This window comes from Bradyrhizobium sp. WCU1 (assembly GCF_053474805.1).
Genome location: NZ_CM130280.1, coordinates 3909495 through 3931237, shown reverse-complemented (window position 1 = coordinate 3931237; position 21743 = coordinate 3909495). Strand labels below are relative to the sequence as shown.

The 21743-nt window shown below is 65.1% G+C and carries 19 protein-coding genes; 13 read left to right on the top strand and 6 right to left on the bottom strand.

The window, feature by feature from the left end; genetic code table 11:
* Positions 1-81: 81 nt before the first annotated feature.
* The 4 genes from ACTUWL_RS18260 to ACTUWL_RS18245 form a co-directional block, all read right to left on the bottom strand.
* The gene (locus ACTUWL_RS18260) at positions 82-906 is read right to left on the bottom strand and encodes a helix-turn-helix domain-containing protein (protein ID WP_021078114.1); all 825 of its coding nucleotides are present in this window, start codon (positions 904-906) and stop codon (positions 82-84) included.
* Positions 907-1022: 116 nt separating this feature from the next.
* Positions 1023-1679 (bottom strand): glutathione S-transferase family protein, encoded by a 657-nt coding sequence (locus tag ACTUWL_RS18255; protein WP_021078113.1) that lies wholly within the window; start codon positions 1677-1679, stop codon positions 1023-1025.
* Positions 1679-2845, bottom strand: a complete 1167-nt coding sequence (locus ACTUWL_RS18250; protein WP_021078112.1) for an acyl-CoA dehydrogenase family protein — start codon at positions 2843-2845, stop codon at positions 1679-1681. The genes ACTUWL_RS18255 and ACTUWL_RS18250 overlap by 1 nt, the downstream gene beginning before the upstream one ends.
* Positions 2846-2988: 143 nt before the next feature.
* On the bottom strand, positions 2989-4125 hold the full coding sequence (locus ACTUWL_RS18245; RefSeq protein ID WP_021078111.1) for an acyl-CoA dehydrogenase family protein: 1137 nt from the start codon (positions 4123-4125) through the stop codon (positions 2989-2991).
* A gap of 215 nt (positions 4126-4340) precedes the next feature.
* Here ACTUWL_RS18245 and ACTUWL_RS18240 point away from each other — a divergent pair, with 215 nt between their 5' ends.
* Entirely contained in the window at positions 4341-5882 is a 1542-nt protein-coding gene (locus tag ACTUWL_RS18240) for an acyl-CoA synthetase (RefSeq protein WP_021078110.1), read from the top strand.
* A 120-nt stretch (positions 5883-6002) separates the two neighbouring features.
* Complete coding sequence (locus ACTUWL_RS18235) at positions 6003-7223, top strand: ABC transporter substrate-binding protein (RefSeq protein ID WP_021078109.1); 1221 nt, start codon at positions 6003-6005, stop codon at positions 7221-7223.
* 170 nt (positions 7224-7393) lie between these two features.
* On the opposite strand, the gene ACTUWL_RS18230 is transcribed toward ACTUWL_RS18235, so the two are convergent.
* Positions 7394-8158 (bottom strand): helix-turn-helix domain-containing protein, encoded by a 765-nt coding sequence (locus ACTUWL_RS18230; protein ID WP_021078108.1) that lies wholly within the window; start codon positions 8156-8158, stop codon positions 7394-7396.
* A 253-nt stretch (positions 8159-8411) separates the two neighbouring features.
* Between ACTUWL_RS18230 and ACTUWL_RS18225 the strand changes: the two genes are divergently transcribed.
* The 3 genes from ACTUWL_RS18225 to ACTUWL_RS18215 all read left to right on the top strand — a co-directional run bounded on the left by ACTUWL_RS18225 (position 8412) and on the right by ACTUWL_RS18215 (position 13736).
* A complete protein-coding gene (locus tag ACTUWL_RS18225) occupies positions 8412-10631 on the top strand; it encodes a marine proteobacterial sortase target protein (RefSeq protein ID WP_373010765.1) in 2220 nt (739 codons plus the stop codon).
* A 146-nt stretch (positions 10632-10777) separates the two neighbouring features.
* Positions 10778-11347: a class GN sortase gene (locus tag ACTUWL_RS18220; RefSeq protein WP_021078106.1), complete on the top strand. Its 570-nt coding sequence runs from the start codon at positions 10778-10780 to the stop codon at positions 11345-11347.
* A gap of 166 nt (positions 11348-11513) precedes the next feature.
* Positions 11514-13736: an acetate--CoA ligase family protein gene (locus tag ACTUWL_RS18215; protein ID WP_021078105.1), complete on the top strand. Its 2223-nt coding sequence runs from the start codon at positions 11514-11516 to the stop codon at positions 13734-13736.
* 137 nt (positions 13737-13873) lie between these two features.
* Here the strand turns inward: ACTUWL_RS18215 and ACTUWL_RS18210 are convergent, their stop codons facing one another.
* Positions 13874-14635, bottom strand: a complete 762-nt coding sequence (locus ACTUWL_RS18210; RefSeq protein WP_021078104.1) for a S1 family peptidase — start codon at positions 14633-14635, stop codon at positions 13874-13876.
* 439 nt (positions 14636-15074) lie between these two features.
* Here ACTUWL_RS18210 and ACTUWL_RS18205 point away from each other — a divergent pair, with 439 nt between their 5' ends.
* The 8 genes from ACTUWL_RS18205 to ACTUWL_RS18170 all read left to right on the top strand — a co-directional run bounded on the left by ACTUWL_RS18205 (position 15075) and on the right by ACTUWL_RS18170 (position 21619).
* Entirely contained in the window at positions 15075-15749 is a 675-nt protein-coding gene (locus ACTUWL_RS18205; RefSeq protein WP_021078103.1) for a LuxR C-terminal-related transcriptional regulator, read from the top strand.
* Between the two features lie 371 nt (positions 15750-16120).
* Positions 16121-18571, top strand: coding sequence for a S8 family serine peptidase (locus ACTUWL_RS18200; RefSeq protein WP_021078102.1), 2451 nt, complete (start codon positions 16121-16123; stop codon positions 18569-18571).
* Between the two features lie 174 nt (positions 18572-18745).
* Positions 18746-18937 (top strand): hypothetical protein, encoded by a 192-nt coding sequence (locus ACTUWL_RS18195; RefSeq protein WP_021078101.1) that lies wholly within the window; start codon positions 18746-18748, stop codon positions 18935-18937.
* A 56-nt stretch (positions 18938-18993) separates the two neighbouring features.
* On the top strand, positions 18994-19173 hold the full coding sequence (locus ACTUWL_RS18190) for a hypothetical protein (RefSeq protein WP_021078100.1): 180 nt from the start codon (positions 18994-18996) through the stop codon (positions 19171-19173).
* A gap of 50 nt (positions 19174-19223) precedes the next feature.
* On the top strand, positions 19224-19556 hold the full coding sequence (locus ACTUWL_RS18185; RefSeq protein WP_021078099.1) for a hypothetical protein: 333 nt from the start codon (positions 19224-19226) through the stop codon (positions 19554-19556).
* A gap of 100 nt (positions 19557-19656) precedes the next feature.
* Positions 19657-20343 (top strand): methyltransferase family protein, encoded by a 687-nt coding sequence (locus ACTUWL_RS18180; protein ID WP_021078098.1) that lies wholly within the window; start codon positions 19657-19659, stop codon positions 20341-20343.
* Positions 20344-20497: 154 nt separating this feature from the next.
* Complete coding sequence (locus tag ACTUWL_RS18175; protein ID WP_021078097.1) at positions 20498-21130, top strand: HAD-IA family hydrolase; 633 nt, start codon at positions 20498-20500, stop codon at positions 21128-21130.
* 174 nt (positions 21131-21304) lie between these two features.
* Complete coding sequence (locus tag ACTUWL_RS18170) at positions 21305-21619, top strand: hypothetical protein (RefSeq protein ID WP_021078096.1); 315 nt, start codon at positions 21305-21307, stop codon at positions 21617-21619.
* Positions 21620-21743: the final 124 nt, after the last annotated feature.

Genomic DNA, 21743 nt, shown 5'->3' with positions numbered 1-21743 from the left:
TGGATCGGGATGGCAGACACCTGTCGAACCGACAGGCTATGGTGGTTATGGGTCCCGGCCTTCGCCGGGACGACAGCGGAGCTACGTCAGCGCGCGCTCCTGCCCCGTCCGGTAGATCGCAAGATCACGCGAGCCGGAGAAGATCGCGCGCGGCTTTAAGCCATAGAAGCGGCGGATCGAGTGGCTGAAATGGGTACTGTCCGGATAGCCGATATCCTGCGCGAGATGCGCGAGGTTGATGTCCTGGTTGGCGAAATGCAGCAGATGCCGCGCCCGCTTCCAGGCGCGGAAGGAACGGAACGAGATCCCGGTCTCCTCCTTGAACAGATGCAGGAAGCGCGACGGCGAAAGCCCGGCCTCGGCGGCGCAGCCTGCCGCAGTCACCGGCTCGCCGGAGAACTGCCCGATGCGGCCGATCGCGCGCACGACGCGCGGATCGAGCACGCGCTGCGGCAGCGCGTCACCGAAGCACATGGTGTCGAACTCGGCATTGGCGATCGCGTCGCGATGCTGCATCTCGCCGAGCGTGGCATAGGCGTTGCGAATCCGGTTCGCAAACAAATGAGAATCGGGTCCCTGCAGGCGGCGGGCGACGGCTTCGAGCGTACCGTCAGGCACGCTTTCCGGCTCGATCGCGACGCAGATCGCCGAACGATATTCGCTGGTGATGGTGTGGCGGAGGTTCGGCATCGTCACCGCGAGTTCGCCGTGGGATTCACGGCCCTCGCTGGTCGACAGATGCAAGCCATCGCGGATCGCGACATAGACATGGAATGCGCCGGGACAGCGTTCACGCGGGCGGCCGAGCAGCCCGGCATAGAACACCCGTTCCGGCGTAATCAGCATCCGGTGGCCGGACTGCTGCTGGCCGGATTTCTGGCACTTCGCGTCCACGATCGCGTCCATGGCGGTTCCTCCTCGCGCGGCTCTTGGGGCCGCTGCGGCCGAACCACCATAGCGCAAATTGGCGGCCTGTCACCGACGCGCTGGATCAATTCCCGGACACATCGACGCTGGCGCGGTCAAGGCCGCGCCCGCGGCGCAACATTCTGTTCCTGCCCGGCTTTCTGCTCCGATGCCACCGCGCGCTTGTAACCGTCGCGCTGCTGCAGCCGCGCCCAATAGGCCGCGACATTCGGCCCGAAATCCTTGGCAAGGCCGATATTGCTGGCAAGCCGGAGCGCATAACCATTGGCGATGTCGGCGGCCGTGAAGCGTTCCGCGCAGAGGAATTCAGACTTGGCGGCGGCGGCTTCCACTGCACGCAGGCGGCCCAGGAACCATTTTGCATAGTCACCCGAAACCTGCGGGTTGCGCCGCTCTTCCGGCTCGAGCTGGCTGTAGCGGAGCACCAATGTCTGCGGAAAGGTCAGCGTTGCATCGGAAAAATACATCCAGTTCAGGAACGCGCCATAGGCCGGCTCGTCGATGCCCACGATCAGCGGCGTCGGGCCATGTTTGGTGCCGAGATAATGACAGATGCCGGAGGACTCCGTCATCCTGGTCTCGCCATCGACCATGAACGGGATGGTGCCGAGCGGATTGATGCCGAGATATTCCTTGGCGAACACCCGCGGCGGGAACGGCAGCATCTTCAGCTCATAGGGCAGCCCGAGCTCCTCCAGCATCCACAGCGGGCGGAACGAGCGCGCGGCGTCGCAGTGATAGAGCGTGATCATCAGGCGTTTCCCTTCTTCAGGCCAGGCAGCGTGCCCATCATCTTGCACAATACCATGAGCATCACCTCATCAGCGCCGCCACCGATCGAAGTCAAGCGGCTGTCGCGATAGGCCCGGCTGACCGGGGTCTCGTTGGTGAAACCCATGCCGCCCCAATATTGCAGGCAGGCGTCGGTGAGTTCGCGGCCGAGCCGGCCGGCCTTCAGCTTGGCCATGGTCGCGAGCCGCGTGACATCCTCGCCCGCCACCAGCGCCTCGGCCGCGCGGTAGATCAGCGAACGCAAGAGCTCGACCTCGGTCTGCATCTCGGCGAGCTTGAAGTGCACCACCTGGTTGTCGAGGATCGAGCCGCCGAACGCCTTGCGATTGCGCGTGTAGTCGATGGTCGCGTTGATGATGAATTCATGCGCCTTCAGGCAGGCGGCCGCGCCCCACAGCCGCTCCTCCTGGAACTGGATCATCTGGTAGGTGAAGCCCTGGCCCTCCTCGCCGATCCGGTTGCGCTTCGGCACCCGGACATTGTCGAAGAAGATCTGCGCGGTATCGGACGAGCGCATGCCGAGCTTGTCGAGCTTGCGCGCGACCTGCACGCCCTTGGTCTTCATCGGCACGCAGATCAGCGACTTGTTGCGGTGGACCTGGCCGTCGCTGGTGTTGGCGAGCAGGCAGATCCAGTCGGCCTGGGTGCCGTTGGTGATCCACATCTTGCCGCCATTGATGACATAGTCGTCGCCGTCGGAGCGGGCGCTGGTCTTGATCGAGGCAACGTCGGAGCCGGCGCCGGGCTCGGACACGCCGATGCAGGCGACCTGGTCGCCGGCGATCGCCGGCACCAGGAATTCGCGCCGCACCTCGTCTGAGCCGAACCGCGCCAGCGCCGGTGTCGCCATGTCGGTCTGCACCCCGATCGCCATCGGCACGCCGCCGCAGGTGATGGCACCGAGCTCCTCGGCCATCATCAGCGCATAGGAATAATCCAGCCCCTGGCCGCCGAACTCGACCGGCTTGTTGAGGCCGAGGAAGCCGAGATCGCCGAGCTTCTTGAACAGCTCATGCGCCGGGAAGATATCGGCCTTCTCCCACTCGTCGACATGGGGATTGATCTCGGCCGCGATGAATCTTTGCAACGCGCGGCGCGGTTCGTCGTGGTCGGCGGTGAAGAGCATGGTCGTTGTCCATCCTTTCGTCATTCCGGGGCGGCCGCGAAGCGGACGAGCCCGGAATCCATTTCACATCGAATCTGTGGCCTGATGGATTCCGGACTCGCGCTACGCGCGCCCCGGAATGACGGTGGTTGAGTGAGAGGCATTCACAGCCCCATCTGCCTCGACGCGAGATCCTTCATGATCTCCTCGGTGCCGCCGCCGATGGCGTTGACCTTGACCTCGCGGTAGATACGCTCGACCTTGATGCCGCGCATGAAGCCGGCGCCGCCGAAGATCTGCACCGCCTCGGAAGCGCAGTGCGCCATGGTCTGCGTGGCCTGGTTCTTCATCATGCAGATCTCGGCGACCGGGCTTTCGCCCTGGCCGAGCCGCCACGCCAGCATTTCCAGCATCGCCTGCGAAACCGCGACCTTCTGCGCCATGTCGACGATCTTGTGCCGGATGACTTGATGTTGCGCGATCGGCTTGCCGAAGGTCTTGCGCTCCTTGGCATAGGCGATCGCTTCGTCGAGGCAGACCCGCGCATACGCCGTGCAGCTTGCCGCCATGCCCATGCGCTCGCTGTTGAAGTTGTACATGATCTGCTTGAAGCCCTGGCCCTCCTCGCCGATCAGGTTCTCGACCGGCACGCGGCACTCGTCGAAATGAAGCGTCGCGGTGTCCGATGCCCACCAGCCCATCTTCTTCAGTTTCGTACGGGAGAGGCCCGGCGTATTGCCCTCGATCAAGAGCAGGCTGACGCCGCCGGGGCCCTCGCCGCCGGTACGGACCGCGACCGTCAGATAGTCGGCGCGCATGCCCGAGGTGATGAAGGTCTTCTCGCCGGAAACAACATAATGGTCGCCGTCGCGCCGCGCCCTGGTGCGCAGGCTCGCGACATCGGAGCCGCCGCCCGGCTCGGTGATCGCAAGCGCCGAGATCTTCCTGCCGGCGAGCACCTCCGGCAGCACCCGCGCCTTTACCTCGGGGCGGGCGGCGCGGGCGATCGGAGGCGAGCCGATGGTGTGGCTCATCAGGCTCGCGGAGACGCCGCCGGCGCCGGCGCGTGCCAACTCCTGCGAGGCCACGATCTTCATGAACTGGTCGGCGGCGGTCCCGCCATATTCCTCGGGAAAACCGAGCCCGAGCAGCCCGATCTCGGATGCCTTGGCGTACAGCTCCCGCGGAAACTCGCCCTCCTCATCCCATTGATGGGCAAAAGGCTCGATTTCCCTGGCCACAAAGCGCCGCATCACCTCGCGAAAGGCCTCATGCTCGCCGGTGTAGAACGGGTTTGCCATCCGCGTGCTCCGTTGATTCCCGGGCTCAGACGATGTCCGGATTTTTCCCTGTTCACTTGCGTCGAGTGGCTGTCCGGGGGAGCGGGTTTCCATCTGGCCGCCCCCAGCCACTAAACGCAAGACAGTATCCCGATAGCCCCCCTCCACTGCCAATCTGTGGCATCAATCGAGCCAGGAACAGGCGGCGCAAGACTGCCGTTCCGGAGGAGGGACACGTGCCGGTTCGCTACTACGACTGGATCGCGCATCATCGCCGGCGCACGCCGGACAAGACGGCGCTTGTCGATCTCGCAAGCGGACGCCGCTTTGGCTATGCGGAGCTCCACGACCGCGTGTCACGGCTTGCCGCCCATTTGCGCGACGGCCTGAAGGTCGCGCGCGGCGACCGCGTCGCGGTGCTGGCGCTGAACACCACGGATACGCTGGAGGTGCAATTCGCCTGCTTCCGGATCGGCGCGGTCTTCCTGCCGCTCAACACCCGCCTCACGATTCCCGAGTTGCGCTACATCACCGGCGACGCCTCCCCCAAGGTGATGATCCATGACGACGACCTCGCCGAGACCGCGCTTGCGGTCGCCAAGCTCTGCGATGTCGCCGCGACCGTCCGGCTCGGCCCGGGCGGCGCCTATGAGGCCGGCATCGCGGCGGCCAAGCCGCTCGAGCGGTTCGAGGAGGTCACGCTCGATGACATCTCGACCATCATGTACACCTCGGGCACCACCGGCCAGCCCAAGGGCGCGATCATCACGCATGGGATGACGTTCTGGAATTGCGTCAACCTCGGCGGCCCCGCCTATATCTCACCGGCCTCGGTGCTGCTGACCGTGCTGCCGCTATTCCACACCGGCGGACTGAATTGCTACACCAACCCGGTGCTGCATGCCGGCGGCACCGTGCTGATCATGCGCGCCTTCGATCCCGGCGAGGCGCTGAAGCTGATCGGCGATCCCTCACAGGGTATCAACGTGTTCTTCGGCGTGCCCGCGATCTACCAGTTCATGGCGCAGCATCCTTCGTTCGCCACGGCAGATTTCAGCCGCCTGATGATCGGCGGCGTCGGCGGCGCGCCGATGCCGGTGCCGTTGCTCAAGACCTGGGAGGCGCGCGGCGTCGCGCTGCAACAGGGCTACGGCATGACCGAGACCTCACCGGCGGTGATGGTGCTCGACCGCGAGGATGCCGCACGCAAGGCGGGTTCGTCCGGCAAGCCGGTGCTGCACACCGAGGTCCGCATCGTGCGCCCCGACGGCAGCGATGCCGCGATCGGCGAACTCGGCGAGCTCTGGGTCAAGGGCCCGAACATCACGCCGGGCTACTGGAACCGGCCGGACGCCAACGCTTCCTCGTTCACCGACGGCTGGCTGCATACCGGCGACGCCACGCGGATCGACGAGGAGGGCTTCTACTACATCGTCGACCGCTGGAAGGACATGTACATCTCCGGCGGCGAGAACGTCTATCCGGCCGAGGTCGAAAGCGTGCTGCATCAACTGGCGGCCGTGGCCGAAGCCGCCGTGATCGGCATCCCGAACGAGCAATGGGGCGAGGTCGGGATGGCTGTGATCGCCGTGAAGCCGGGCCATACGCTGACGCCCGCCGAGATCCACGCGCATTGCCAGGCCAATCTGGCGCGGTTCAAATGCCCGCGCCTGATCGAATTCATCGATGCTCTGCCGCGGAATGCGACAGGCAAAATTCATAAGCCGACGCTCCGGCAGCAATTCGGCCAGCCGAAGCCAACTGATACTGCCGCATGATCGGGGGACGCGAGTTACGTCTCCGTGGCCATGTCGAGAGTTGCCCGTGACCGTCTGCCGGGACCGGCCATGGGTTCGTTGCGTTGAGTCCCCACCAAATAGATCGAGGAAATTGCCTTTATGAAAGCCACAAAACTGTCGCTGCTGGCCGCCGCCGCGGCGCTCTGCCTGCTCTCCACCCAGGCCGCCTTTGCGCAAAAGAAGTATGACACCGGCGCCTCCGACACCGAGATCAAGATCGGCAATGTCGAGGCCTATAGTGGTCCTGCCTCTGCCTACGGCGTCATCGGCAAGACCGAGGAAGCCTATTTCAAGATGATCAACGATCAGGGCGGCATCAACGGCCGCAAGATCAACTGGATCTCCTATGACGACGGCTACTCGCCGCCGAAGACCGTGGAGCAGATCCGCAAGCTGATCGAGAGCGACGAGGTCTTCCTGGTGTTCAACGCCCTGGGCACGCCGACCCAGACCGCGGTGCAGAAGTATCACAACGCCAAGAAGGTGCCGCAGCTGTTCCTGGCCACCGGCGCCAGCAAGTGGAACGATCCGAAGGATTTCCCGTGGACCATGGGTTTCCAGCCGAGCTACCGCGTCGAGGCGCGGATCTTCGGCAAGTACATTCTCAAGGCCAAGCCGGATGCCAAGGTCGTGATCTTCTATGCCAATGACGATTTCGGCAAGGACTACCTGGTCGGCCTCAAGGAGGTGCTCGACAAGTCGTCCGTCAAGATCGTCGCCGAGGAAAGCTACGAGACAACGGAGCCGTCGATCGATTCCCACATCGTCAAGCTGAAGGACACCGGCGCCGACGTGTTCGTCAACATCTCGACGCCGAAATTCGCGGCACAGGCGATCAAGAAGATCGCCGAGCTCGGCTGGAAGCCGATGCATGTGATGACCGACGTCTCGATCTCGATCGGCGCCGTGATGAAGCCCGCCGGCCTTGACGCCTCCGAGGGCGTGCTGTCGGCCGGGTACCTCAAAGACGCCTCCGATCCGCAATGGAAGAATGACGAGGGCATGAAGAAGTTCATGGCTTTCGCCGAGAAGTACCTGCCGGGCGCCAATCTGTCCGACGCCAACCTGGTCTATGGCTACGCCGCGGCGCAGACCATGGTGCAGGTGCTGAAGCAGGCCGGCGACAACCTGACGCGTGAGAACGTGATGAAGCAGGCCGCCAGCCTGAAGGATTTTGCGCCGGACACGCTGATCCCCGGCATCCGGATCAATACCAGCGCGACCGACTTCGCCCCGGTCGAGCAGCTCAAGATGATGCAGTTCAAGAACGGACAGTGGGAGCTGTTCGGCGACATCATCAGCGCCGAGACCGGCGGCTAGCGCTACATGCCGACGAGCTGGCAATATCGCGAGGCCGCCCATCCGGGCGGCTTCGTTGTTTTGCGACTCTCTCACCGTCACCCTGAGGAGCCGCGAAACGGCGTCTCGAAGGGTCGACGGCCACCAGCCGGGCCGTGCATCCTTCGATGACGGGGCTAATTCTGTTGACGTTAGCCCGGCAGGAAGATCGCAAACGGCTCGTCGATCGTGCGGCGCAGATGCTCGCGATAGAGGGCGTAGCTGGCATCGTCAGCCGACACCCGGCCGAGGCTCGGCTTCGGCACGTTCTTGATCGGCAGGAATGCGATCGGCGCGGCGACCGGCGTCAGCAGCGAGCCGCGGCCGGCAAGCAGCGTCGTGATGATGCCGTACATCTCACCGGAATTGCGCGGGCGCGAGACCGTGATCACGCGATGCTGGCCGTGCCTGTTGGTCACGAGATAGACGAAACCCGATTCATTGGGCACCGCGACCTCGCCATACTGGGTGTAGTCGGCATCCTGCCGCTCGCCCTCGCGGAAGCCGAGCGATGACGACGCCTCGTCCCACGCGATCTCCGTCCGATAGGCATAAACTGCGCCTTGCTCGCCGAACGACGGCCGCACCGTGATGTAAGCCCCCTCGATCCGCGCCACCGCGCGGCGCGAATAGGAGCCGAGGCTGTCGGGTGCGATCCCGCCATTGGCGGGGGCGGCTACCGTGATCGCCTCCGGCAGCTTGCGCAGGGACACACCGAGCGCCTGTTCAAGCCGCACCGTGGTCGCGAGCGTGAACGGGCGGCGGCCGCCGAGCACCTTTTCCAGCGTCGACACGCTGAGCTTGGCCTGCTCGGCCAGGGTCTGCCGTGAGATTCGGCGGCGCGCGATTTCCTCGCGGATGGTCTCCGCGACCTGCTGGCTCTGCTCGGCGGAAAGCTGCTTGTCCGGCGTCGACATCGGGTTCCTGCGCTGATTCCTCGTGAACCTGCGCAGTCTAGCAGACCGGACAATCCATCACAAAACCGCACAAAACCGCCTTGGACGGCGGCGGGCCGCGCCGGACGGCGGCCGATCATTGCCGATCATTCTGCTCGCGCCAAAACCGCCGTTCTCCATGATCGCGAGGCAGCGAAAGTCTCGCTCGGGAGTGACGACAATGACGATTTACGATGCATGTGAGAGCAGTCCGCAGATCCGCCTGTCGCGCCGGATGCGCATTGCGCTGTTCTTCCTGGTGGAAAGCGTCGCCGCGCTGGTGATCGGCTTTGCGGCGCTGTTCGTGAGTTTCGATCCGGTGTGGTCGGCCGAACTGCCGCAGCAGGCGGTGTTGCGGCCGAGCGATGCACGCTCCGGCTCGCTGCTGTTCAAGACCGACGACGGCTATAGGGAAGCATTGAGGCTCGGCGTCGATGTCGATCTCACGGTGTCGGGCCCGACCATCCGCGCCCGCGTCACGCAGATCTTCCGCAATCCGACCAAGGACTGGGTGGAGGCGACCTATGTCTATCCGCTACCGTCCGGCGGCGCGGTCGATACGCTGAAGATGGTGGTCGGCGATCGCGTCGTGGTCGGCGACATCAGGGAGCGGCAGCAGGCCCGCGCGATCTACGAGCAGGCCAAGCAGAACGGCCAGAAGGCTGCGCTCACCGAGCAGGAGCGGCCGAACATCTTCACCAACTCGGTCGCCAATATCGGTCCGGGTGAAACCGTGCTGGTACAGATCGAGTATCAGGAGCCGGTGCGGCAGAACGGCAACGAATTCTCGCTGCGGGTGCCGATGGTGGTCGGCCCGCGCTACAATCCGCGCCCGGTGGTGCAGAGCGTCGACCTCCGTGCCGATGGCAACGGCTGGGGCGCCACCACGACCGATCCGGTGCCGGACCGCGACCGTATCACCTCGCCGGTGCTTGATCCCGCCGCGAATGCGTCCATCAACCCGACCAACATCACGGTTCACCTCAACGCCGGCTTCCCGCTCGGCGAGGTGAAGAGCCATTTCCATCAGGTCAGGATCGACAGCCCCGACAGCACCACGCGCGTCGTCAAGCTCGCCGAAGGCCCGGTGCCGGCCGATCGCGATTTCGAGCTGAGCTGGAAGCCGGCTGCAGAAAAGGCGCCGTCGGTCGGGCTGTTCCGCGAACATATCGGCAGTTCCGATTATCTGCTGGCCTTCGTCACCCCGCCATCGGTGGAGCAGGCGCAACAAAAGCCGTTGCGGCGCGAAGTGATCTTCGTGATCGACAATTCCGGCTCGATGGGCGGCACCTCGATCATCCAGGCCAAGGCAAGCCTCACTTACGCGCTCGGCCGCCTGCAGCCGACCGATCGCTTCAACGTGATCCGCTTCGACGACACCATGGACACCCTGTTCCCTTCGCCGGTCGCGGCCAACAGCGCCAATATCGGCAATGCGACATCGTTCGTCAGCGCGATACAGGCCCGCGGTGGCACCGAAATGGTGCCGGCAATGCGCGCAGCGCTGTCCGACACCAACCATGACGACGCCGACCACGTTCGCCAGGTCGTGTTCCTGACCGACGGCGCGATCGGCAACGAGCAGCAATTGTTCGAGACCATCAGTGCGCTGCGCGGCCGCTCGCGGATCTTCATGGTCGGCATCGGCTCCGCGCCGAACACCTATCTGATGACGCGCGCCGCCGAACTCGGCCGCGGCACCTTCACCCATATCGGCTCGGTCGAGCAAGTCGACGAGCGTATGCGCGACCTGTTCGCCAAGCTGGAGAATGCCGCGGTGACCACGCTCTCCGCAAAGTTCTCCGATGCCGCGGCCGACCTGACGCCGTCAGCGCTGCCCGACATCTATCGCGACGAGCCGCTGGTGCTGGCCGCGAAGCTCGACAAGCTCGCCGGCTCGATCGAGATCAAGGGCCGCATCGGCGACCGCCCGTGGAGCGTGACGCTGCCGGTCGCGAACGCCGCCGAAGGCAAGGGCCTCTCGAAACTGTGGGCGCGCCGCAAGATCGCGGATGCCGAAGTCGCACGCACCACGCGGCAGCAAAGCCCTGAAGACGCCGACAAGACCATCCTTGCGCTGGCGCTGGCGCATCAGATCGTCACGCGGCTGACCAGCCTCGTCGCGGTCGACAAGACGCCGAGCCGCCCCGAAGGCGAGCCGCTGAAGCTTTCCGAGCTGCCGCTCAACCTGCCCGCCGGCTGGGACTTTGCAAAGGTGTTCGGCGAGCGTCCAAGCCTGCCGGCCGCGCCGACCGAACGCCGCGCCGACGCAGGCGACGGCAAGCTGCAGCTCGCTGCGCTGAAGCGCTCACCGGTCGCAACGCAAGGTCCCGGCACCATCCAGCTGCCGAAGACCGCGACCGATGCGGAATTGAAGATGATCGCGGGTGTGATCCTGCTCACGGTCAGCCTTCTGCTTCTGGTGTTCAACCGGCGTCAGACGTCACCCCAATGACGTCCGATGAAAGGAGCAGGTGCCCCCCGACCTCCTCCTTTCCAAGAGCGCGCGCGGCCTTCCCACCCGTCCCCCAGGGGCCGCGCGCGTCACTTCTTCCTCAGCCGTCATCGCGAGCGGCGCAAGCAATGACGAGGAAAATGAAGATGCGCCGCTTCATCCTGCCGCTCACCTTCGCCCTCATCGGCCTGATCCTGTTCGGCCAGGGCAGCTATATCCACGCCAAGGCGCTGGTCGCGCAGGTGCTGCTGGAGCGCGCCTTTGCAAAGAGCATCGAAACCGGCCTGCCCGTGAAGCCATGGCACTGGGCCGATACCTGGCCCGTGGCCAGGATCGAGGTGAAGCGGCTGCACGTGTCCACGATCGCGCTGGCGGGCAGCAGCGGCCAGGCGCTGGCGTTCGGCCCCGGTCATGTCGAGCAGAGCGTCGACGCCGGCGAGCGCGGCGTCGCGGTCTACTCCGCGCATCGCGACACCCATTTCCGCTTTCTGAAAGATGTCACAATCGGCGACGAGATCGACATCACGCGAAGCGACGGCAAGACGTTTCGCTACCGGGCCGACCGCAGCGCGGTCGTTCGCTTCGATCAATCCGGTATCGATCCTATCACGGATCAACATGAACTGGTGCTGTCGACCTGCTGGCCGTTCGACGCACTGACATCGGGGCCCGAGCGTTATCTGTTGCACGCGCCCCTGATCGAACAGGGTTCCTGATCCACATCAATTTCGCCTGCCGGGATATCGCGCGCGACGCCCTGACTTGCGCCAGCGTGAGTTGCTACCCCCTTTCCCTCGCCATAAAAACAATGAAAAATCATCTCCTGCGGTGACGCACCGTGGGCCAGAGGAAACAAGCAGAACAAGGATAAGGGCAGGCTCCATGGAAGCTATCGCACGCACCGCGTCTCATCCGTCCCACAAATGGGCGCCGCCTGCTGACGCCAGCGACATCGTCAAGAGCATCCATGCGATGCTGCACCCGCGCAACATCGTGCTGGTCGGCGCCACCGACAAGCCCGGCAACTACGCCGAGCGGATCTGGAACAACCTGGTCAAGTACAAATATGCCGGCGGCCTCTATCCGATCAACGCCAAGCGCGAGATGATCTGGGGCGTCACCTGCTACAAGGATTTCGCCAGCCTTCCCGAAAAGCCCGACCACGTGCTGGTGCTGGTGCCGGCCCGCTTTGCCGTGCAGGTAATCCGCGACGCGGCCGCCGCCGGCGCGCGTTCGGCAACCATCGTCACCTCGGGTTTCAGCGAATTGCAGGACGAGGAGAGCCAGCGCCTTGCGGCCGAGCTGAAGCAGGCGATCAAGGAGACCGGGCTTGCAGTCACCGGTCCGAATTGCCTCGGCAATCTCAGCGCCGGCGAGAATTTGTTCACCAATATCGACGACCGCATCGTCACCATGGAGCAGGGCGCGGTCGCGATCGCCGGCCAGTCCGGCGCCATCGTGATGGCGATCCGCCAGGCGCTGGAGGATCGCGGCGTCGGCGTCGGCTACATGGTCACGACCGGCAATGAATCCGGTCTCGAGACCCCGGATCTGATGAGCTATTTCGCGGCCGATCCGAGCATCCGCGTCATCGTGGTCTATCTCGAAGGCGTCAGGAACACAAAGGTGTTCCGCGACGCCTGCAAGGCCGCACGCGCCGCGGGCAAGCCGGTGATCGCGCTGAAGCTCGGCGCCTCCGAAGGCGGCCGCGCCGCCGCGATGGCGCATACCGGCGCGCTGGCCGGCTCGATCGAGACATTCGACGCGATCTCGACCCGCGAGGGCGTGATCCGGGTGCGCGGACTGGATGAACTGATCGAAACCACCGAGTGCTTCGTCCATGCCGATCCGCCGAAGGGCAATCGGCTTGCGGCCGTGTCGCTCTCCGGAGGCAAGCGCGGACTTTTGATCGACGCATTCTATTCCGCCGGGCTGAACTTCGCGCCGCTGAGCCCGAACGCGTCCGAGCAGCTGGCGAAGATGCTCGGGCCCGGCAGCATCGTCGGTAACCCGCTCGACGCCGGCTTCGCCGCGGTGGTCGACCCGTCCGTCTACATGAAGTCGATCAAGATCATGATCGACGATCCCGACACCGACATCGTCATCATCGATGCCGAGCTGCCCAAGGCGCCGCACGAACTGCGCGAGCGCAATCTGCGCATCGTCGACGAGATGGCGGGCCACGCCAACAAGCCGGTGATCTATATCAGCGCGATGTCGATCGGCTTCACCGACTTCACCAAGGGACTGCGCAAATCGCTGCCCAATATCGCCGTCCTGCAGGGCCTCGACCGCGCGGTCGGCGCGATCAAGTCGCTGATCGAATATGCCGGCCTGCGCAAGGAGGTGCCCGACATCGTGTCGAGCTCGAAGGCGTCGGCGCGCGCGATGTTGGAGAAGGCGCTGAAGGCCGCCAACGGCGCTGCCGCGCTCGACGAGGTCGCCTCCAAGCAGCTGCTCAAGGCCTACGGCATCCCGATCTCGAAGGAAGCGGTCGCGCAGACCGCGGCCGATGCCGCAAAGATCGCCAAGCAGATCGGCTTCCCGGTGGTCGCCAAGGTGGTCAGCCCCGACATCCTGCACAAGTCCGACATCGGCGGCGTCGTGCTGAACCTCGCCAATGCGGCCGAGGTGAAGAAGGCGTTCAACGACATCACCGCGCGGGTGAAGAAGCTGAAGGGCAAGCCGAAACTCGAAGGCATCCTGATCGCGCAGCAGGTCAAGGCCGACCTCGAGCTCGTGGTCGGCGCCTCGCTCGATGCCGAGATGGGCCCGGTGGTGCTGTTCGGCACCGGCGGTGTCGATATCGAGCTGATGAAGGACGTCGCGCTGGCCGGCGCACCGCTCGATGCCGCCGAGGCAAAGCAGCTGATCGGCAAGACCAAGGCCGGCGTCAAGATGAAGGGCTATCGCGGCAAGCCCGCGCTGCACGAGCCGTCGGCGGTGAAGGCGCTGGTCGGGCTCTCCAATTTGATGGCCGACGCCAACGGCCGCATCGCCTCGATCGACGTCAACCCGTTCCTGATCAATAGCAAGCTCGGCGTCGCCGTCGACGGACTGATCGTGCTGAACAACGCCGCCGCGAACAAGGCGGTGGGGCATTAGGCTTCGCTGCACACTCTTTGTTTCGTCATCCTAGGGTGCGAGCGGAGCGAGCCGCGAAGGGTGAATCGGCCGCAGTGGGGCCGTTCATCCTTCGAGACGCGCAACGCGCTACTCAGGATGACGGAATTGAAAACGCGCTAGAAGCTCGCGCCCCATTGCAGCGCGGTCTGCATCAGCCAGTCGCGATAGAGCGTCAGCGGTGTCACGCCGGTGATGCCGCCGCAGCCGGCGGTGCCGTTCGGACCGGTGGACCAGCTCACCACGCCGACGATGACGGGCCCGCCCGGCTTGTCCTCGAACACGGGCGCGCCGGAATCGCCGGTGCAGGCCCCGAGCCCGTCGCGCACGCCTTGTCCGACCGGATCGACGAGACGGATCTGCAGCGTGCCGGGCTTGCCGCTCGCGATCAGTCCGGCGACGCGAATGCTGCCGCCGCTCTTGCCGTCGCCGCGCACGGTGACGCCGACGCCCGCGACGGTGAAGCGGCCGCCGACCTGGATCGGAATGTTGGGCATGCCGAGCGCGGCCGGCGCCTTGCCTGCGACCGGTGCCGTAAGCTGCAGCAGCGCCACGTCAGCGGTCGCGACATGATCGGTCATCGCCTGCATCCGGAAGCCGGGATGAATCGCAACCGTCTTGACGTCCTGCAGCTTGGGCTGCCGGTCCGCACCGTACTCGACGATCTTGTAGTCGGCACCGGGCTGGACGCAATGCGCCGCGGTCAGCACGACCTTCGGCGCGATCAGCGCACCGGTGCAGAAATTGCCGCGCGAACCAACGATGGTGACCACCGCGCGCGCGACACCGTCGGTCGACGGCGCGCCGCCACCGACGATCGCGAAGGCCGGCGTTGCCATCAACAGGGTCAGAAAGGCTGTCGCTCGAATCAAGCTCGTCATGGAACCCCGTCGATCTGTTTCGGAATTGAGCACCGAGGCGCGGCATTGCGTCGCTCACCCTCGGCTTCGGAGAACACGCATTCTTGTACAGAGCATCCGGGCCTTCACGCGTCAATTATCTAAATATCTAGTCGACGATGACTACGGCGTTGAACTCGCCGCCAGATTTGCTGCAGCACCTTGGCGTCCACACGTATCGTATCGTCGCCTTGCCGCAACGTCCGACACGTCGTATCGTGCGTCGCTGTCAGCACGACGCACGAATGTGAACTGCATCTCTTGATCCCGCGTGGATCAGGGCCGTAATTTCGGCCAGATAACAACACAACCTCTGGCAGCATACCGCATACTTACCTTCATGACTTTCTGGATGCCGGTGCCGTCGACCACCAGACAGACGGCTTTTCCATCCGCCATTTCGTTGAGTTCGAGGATAATGATGAGGATCGCGGTCGTCACGCCGATCAGGCTGTTCAGCGAGGGGCTTACCTCGAGTTTCCGAAACCACGCGGAATTTGCCGTCGAGGCGGCGGTTTCCGATCTTGCCGGCCTGCGCGCGACCCTCGGGGCCGGTGGCGTGAATGTCATTCTGATCGATGTCACACAGGGCATCGATCTCGACGAGGTGCGCGTGATTGCGAGCGAGTATTCCGACATCGCCCTGGTCGCGCTCGGTCTCAACGAAGACCGACGCGACGTGGTTCGCTGCGGTCGCGCCGGGTTCAGCGGTTACATTTCCCGGAATGCCAGCTTCGACGAGCTCTGTCGCGCGCTGTCGGACGTGGCATCAGGGCGGCTTGCCTGCAGCGCCGAGATTTCCGGCGGCCTGCTGCGCGCGCTGTTTTGCATGGACCGCCAGACGGATACGATCGACACGGACCAGGGACTGACGCCCCGCGAAAGCGAGGTTCTCAAGCTGATCGGACAGGGCATGTCGAACAAGGAGATCGCACGCGATCTCAGTCTCAGCCTTGCGACCGTCAAGCATCACGTCCATCACGTGCTGCAGAAGCTCGGCCTGCCGCGCCGCGCGCAGGCGATGCGGCGGGTGCGGGAAGCGCCGTGGATCGCATCCTCGGCGCCGGCTCTCGATCGCCGCCGCGAGCTCGACTGACCCCAGCATCTTGAATTCCGTGTTCGGCCGGCCGCGGGAGCGTGACACTCCGGCGGCAGGGTGCCGCACGTCCTTGCGCATGCATGGACGGCGCGCCGCGCGATCGATCCCAACTAAATCCTTCGATCGATCTTTCGTACCGCGCGATCGATCTCGTGGATCGGTTCTGGATCGATTTCTGGATCGATTGATCCGCATCACCGGCTCGATCCTTTCTGATCCACCGCGGCGAATAGGCCTCTCGCCGCACACCTGCCACAACAGCGCCAACGCAACGACATGCCGCTCTTTTCGCTCGCTGCGTGAAAGCAATTTGGTGTGGAAGAGGATCGACTGCGTGAATTCGCGGCAGATCGGTCAGGAATGATTTCATGAATCCAGTTGCCGACATCGCTGGTCTGACTGCCTTGTGGCAGAGAACGTCGGGTGGCGACCCCGAGGTGAAGATCGCGATCATCGACGGCCCCGTCGATCTCAATCATCCCTCGCTCAGGCAGGCGCGTGTCGCCTTGGGCGGCGAGTTCGTCGCGCCGTCCTCGCCCACGATCCAGTCCGAGCACGGCACGCATGTCACCAGCGTGCTGATGGGCACGCCCGGCAGCCCGGTGCTCGGCGTGGCGCCGAATTGCAGCGCCACTGTGTTCTCGATCTATCGCGAGAATGCCGCCGGGCAGATCGTGCCCTCGTCGCAAAGCACCCTGGCGCTCGCGATTAATCAGGCGCTGGCCGTCGGCGCCGACGTCATCAACATCAGCAGCGGCCAGCAATCCACGACCGGACAGGCCGATCGCATCCTGGTCGATGCGGTGCGCGCCTGCGAGCGCGCCGGCAAGCTGATCGTCGCCGCCGCCGGCAATGACGGCTGCCGCTGCGTCCAGGTGCCGGGCAGCCTCTCGTCGGTGCTCGCGGTCGGCGCGTGCGATCTGGCCGGCAATCCGCTGGCGTTCAGCAATTTCGGCGACGCCTATCTCGAGAACGGCATCCTGGCGCCGGGCGAGAACATTGCCGGCGCCTCGCCGGTCCGCAATGTCAGCCTGCGCTCCGGAACGAGCTTCGCCGCGCCGATCGTCACCGGCGTCGTCGCGCTGCTGCTCTCATGCCTGCGCCAGAACGGACGCAAGGCCGATCCGCAAGCCGTCCGTGCCGCGCTGCTCGAAAGCGCGGCGCCCTGCCGCAACGACGGCAGCGCCTCGCGCTGTCTCGCCGGACGGCTCGACATTCCCGCGGCTGTCGCCGCCCTGCTTGGCGAGCAGGCGGACGCCGTCACGCCGTCGGGTGCCACGGCCGCGCCTCCCCGCTTCTGGGGAGTGTCCGCGCGCCCTTTCGTCCAACCATCATCCGCCGCTCAGCCAACTGCAACCAGAGAGGGTTCCATGGGAGATCTATCAGCAATGTCTGCACCATCGGCTCCGCGCATCTTCGGGCCGGACGGCTCGGTCCTGCGAAGCAGCGCCGGGATCATGCCAAGCGAGGCGCAGCCTGCCGCGCCGGCAGCACCTGCGGCCATGGCCGTCCCCGTTGATCACGGTATCGTCGCCGCACCGATCGCGGCGCCCGCGCCGTATCCGTATCACGCACCCCATGCAGGCGGCGACATGGTCTGGATGCCGGCACCGGCGCCGCAGATCGTCATGCCGCAGATGATGATGCCGCAGATGGCGATGCCGACGGCCGGCATGATGCCGCAAACCTGGCTGCAGCCGCAGCAATTGCCGGCGCTGATGCCGAGCAACGCGCTTCCCGTCGCAATGCCGCAGGCGCTGCCGATGTACGAAGCGCCCGCGGTCCGGACCAGCGAGAAGAGCTGCGGCTGCGGCGGCGGCATGCGTCCGCAGAGTGCTGCGGCCGAATCGACCGGTCAGCTCGCTTTCCCGATCGGCCGGCTGTTCTACGATTTCGGCAAGGAAGCCCGGCTCGATTACTTCGTGCAGGCGATCGCCAACTGGCGCGACAGCCTGGTCGGACGCGGCGATCCGGCATTCGGTCCGGATCGCGATCACTCCGGCGATACGTCGGCGCCCTACAATCCGGCGATCATGGCGCGCTATCTGCTGAACCAGGCCGAAGGCGAGACCGCGACACCGGCCGGCGCCGGCAACAACTTCCCGGATGCCGACGCCATCACCTGGACGATGACGATCGATTCGATCCCGATCTACGCGATCAAGCCGCTCGATGTGTTCGGTCTTGGATTCTTCGCCGCGCTGATCCTGGCGCTTTGGCACCAGGAAGTCTCGCACGATGATCCAGCGACGACCCGCACGGTAGTGACCGCGACCGCGGCCGTCGCCGACGACGCGCGGCCGGCGCCGCGGCCGGCATTCCCGCCACCCGGCGGCGTTGCGCGGGTTTCGATGGCCGGCTGGGTCGACAGCACCAACACGACCAAGCTGCTCAACGGCACCGTCGTGCCGACGCTGGTGACCGATTGGCGCGGTTTCTACCAATGGGATCTGTTCACGCTGTTCGGGCCACTGCCCTGGCCGGACGGCGCGGAAGGCTTCCTCGAGCGGATCTACAACGAGTTCCGCAATGTCGGTCTCTCTCCGCAGGACCGCGCGCTGAACTATTCCGCGATGAATGCCTACAACACGCGGAAGATCTTCATCGACGCCGCCAAGAAGGGTCTGCGGCTCGATACCGTCGAGGTCGACCAGAGCGTCATCTGCCGCCCCGACTCGATTTGCCACGACGTGACCTACCGCTTCTTCAATCCGACGCAGGTCCTGACCCAGGCGCGCGAAGTCTATCAATACACGATCGACGTCAGCGACGTGGTGCCGGTGGCGGTCGGGCCGCTGCGGCAGTGGCAGGTCTATTGACGCGATTGCTCCTCTGCGTCCGGAGGAGAGCAGAACGTGGCGCGAATTTGCGTCACGTGGTCCAGGGGATCGACGCGATGAGCGATCCCCTGGGCGACGTCCAGCGACGGCTGCCCCGGTCGGTGCCTACCTCCCGTAGTTGCCGTCAATTCAAACCGAAAGAAGGAGCTGAACATGTACGCAAGGAACGACTTTGAGACCTTCGGCAGCGTGCGTAGCCCGATCCAGTGTGAGGGCATCGAGCGCGGTCCGAAGCGGATTGCCGAAGTGGCGACCAACGGGTCGGTCAACCCGCAGGGTTGGCAGGACATCGTCGGCGGCGTCGTGCAGGCGCTGCCGGGCGTCCTCGGTGCTTTCGGCATCTGATCGCCAAACTCGGGGCCCGGCGCTGTCGGGCCCCACCCCACCTCGAGGAGGCCGACATGATGCAGAAGTCCACTGCCAGGAGCCCACAGCAACAACAGCAGAACGGTCGCCGGATCGAGCCCTCCGGAAAGATCGTCGTGTCGTCGGTCGTGAGCCACGCCTCGTTGCTCGCTGCGATCAGCGACCGCAACCCGATCATCGCCAAACGCACCACATCCGACGAGGACCAATCCTGACGTCCGAATCCTGAAATCGTCGTCATCACCCAACCTATGGAGCCGATGCCATGGCAAGAACGCCCCGCCAATCCGGATCCGGCAATGCCGCCCCGCCGCCGGCGGAATCAACAGCCTCAGCCGTTGCCGAAGCACGGCGCCCGCTGGAAGCGGCCGTTGTCGCCCGTCCGAAGATCGCCACCACGCCCGCGCCGCCGACCACGCCCGCCTACATGGCGCCGCCGCAGGGCCCCGGCGCCCCGCAGCAGATGCGCCATGACGGCTCGCCGAGCTCGGAGGAGAGACTTAACACCGCGATGAAGATCCTGCTCGATCCGACCGCCCGCGCGCTGCCGAGCAAGGTCTATTCCGGACAGGCGCGAAACTGGACCCGCCGACCGTGACCGTTTGAGCGCGCCGAGCCGCGCGTCGATCCGCTACCCGGATATGCAACGGCCCGCCCGATCCGGCGGTGCGGCCGTTGCCGCCCGTCGGAGGACAGACATGGACCAGAACAGTAGTCCCCCTCGCATCAATCTGCAGCGCGCGGCCTGCACATTTGCAGGCCTCGGAACACTCCTGTTTCTCGCGGCCGGCACCATGCGCTGGGCCGGCGGCTGGGCATTCCTCGCCGAGATCACGATCGGCGGACTGATCACCGAGGCCTGGCTTGCGAGGCACGATCCGGGACTGCTGGCGGAGCGGCGCACCGCGCGCGGCCAGGCCGGCTGGGATCGCGTCATCACGTCGATCATGCCGCTGTTGTGGCTGACATGGCTGCCGCTGATGGCGCTGGATGCGGTGCGCTACCAGACATCGCTCGTCCCCGTCTGGCTGCAATGCGCGGGCGCGGCGATGATCGCGGCGTCGTTCTACGTCGTCTACCGGACCTATCGCGAAAACAGCTACGCCGCGCCGGTGGTGAAAATTCAGCGCGAGCGCGGGCACGCCGCGGTGACCACGGGGCCTTACGCCTATGTACGCCACCCGATCTATGCCAGCGGCCTGCTGACCTATCTCGGCACGCCGCTGCTGCTGGGATCCTGGTGGGGCCTCGCCATCGTGCCGGTGATGATGGCGTTGCTCGGCCTGCGCTCCATGATGGAGGAACGGATGCTCACCGCCGAGCTCGACGGCTACGCCGAATATCTCACCCGCGTGCGCTATCGCCTGGTTCCGATGGTCTGGTGAGCCCGTTCCACGTGGCGGAGTTTGCCGCAAACTGGCGGCTTGCCTGATCGGCGCCAATTCCAATAAAGAAGGCGCAAGGCGCGTTTCCCTGTCTTCGGCCAAGCGGCCGGACGACCCGAGGCGAAGCCGCCGCTTTGCAACGGGCAGGACTGTGATGATCGAGGCAGTGATCTGGGATTTCGGCGGCGTCTTGACCACCTCGCCGTTCGAGGCCTTCGCGCGCTATGAGACCGAGCGCGGCCTGCCTGTCGACATCATCCGCCGCACCAACGCCGCCAACCATCTCGACAACGCCTGGGCCAAGTTCGAACGCGCCGAGATCGGCATCGACGCATTCGATGCGCTGTTCGCGACGGAATCGAAGGCGCTCGGCGCCGAGGTCCGCGGCAAGGACGTGCTGCCGCTGCTCTCCGGCGACCTGCGCCCGGAAATGGTCGAGGCGCTGAAGCGCATCAAGGCGAAATTCAAGACGGGCTGCATCACCAACAATCTGCCATCGAACGCCATCGGCAGCCACAGCGGACGCACGCTCTATGTCGCCGAGGTGATGGCGCTGTTCGACCATGTCATCGAGTCCGCGAAGATCGGCCTCCGCAAGCCCGATCCACGCATCTACCGGATGATGCTGGAGACGCTGCAGGTGAATCCTGGCAACTGCGTCTATCTCGACGACCTCGGCGTCAATCTGAAGCCGGCGCGCGAGATGGGCATGACCACGATCAAGGTCGCGAACGCCGCGCAGGCGATCTCCGAACTCGAAGCGGCGACCGGCCTCACGCTGAGGTGAAGCGGGTTCTGCGCCTATTCACGCCGCATTCAGGCGACGGCTTCTAGTTCTCGGTCTCCCCTGGGGTCACGGCGCGCTGGTGAAATCGCAATGTGATCCCTTTCCTGGTCTGAGCAGGACGTTCCGGAAAACCGACGTCCAATTCTCCTGATCATGCCCGCGGAGGCACATCCCATGAAACGTCTTGTCGTCGCCCTTGTCTCGGCCGGCTCGCTGCTGGTCTCGGCCGCAGCGTTCGCGCAGTCAACCTCAAGCCCCGCAGCGGCGCCGACTGCGGCTCCCGCACAAGAGAGCACGGCGGCAGCCCCCGTGCCCGGCGCGAAGCGCGCGGCCTGCCAAAGCGCGGCGAAGGCGTTGAAGGGTCAGGAGCGGCACGACCAGATGCAGCTCTGCATGGCGCAGGCGCATCTCGACTGCCTGAAGCAGGCGATCGACCAGAAGATCGTCGGCCCGCAGCGCAAGGATTTCGTCAAGAGCTGCGCGAGCTGAGGGCGAGCAGCTTCCGGGGTATTGCGCTCGGCGGAATACCCCGGAACCATGCGCTAACTCCAACCTTGGAGCCATGCCGTTGCGGGCCAAACGAGCCTTGTGCTTTGCCCGCAACGAGCGCAGA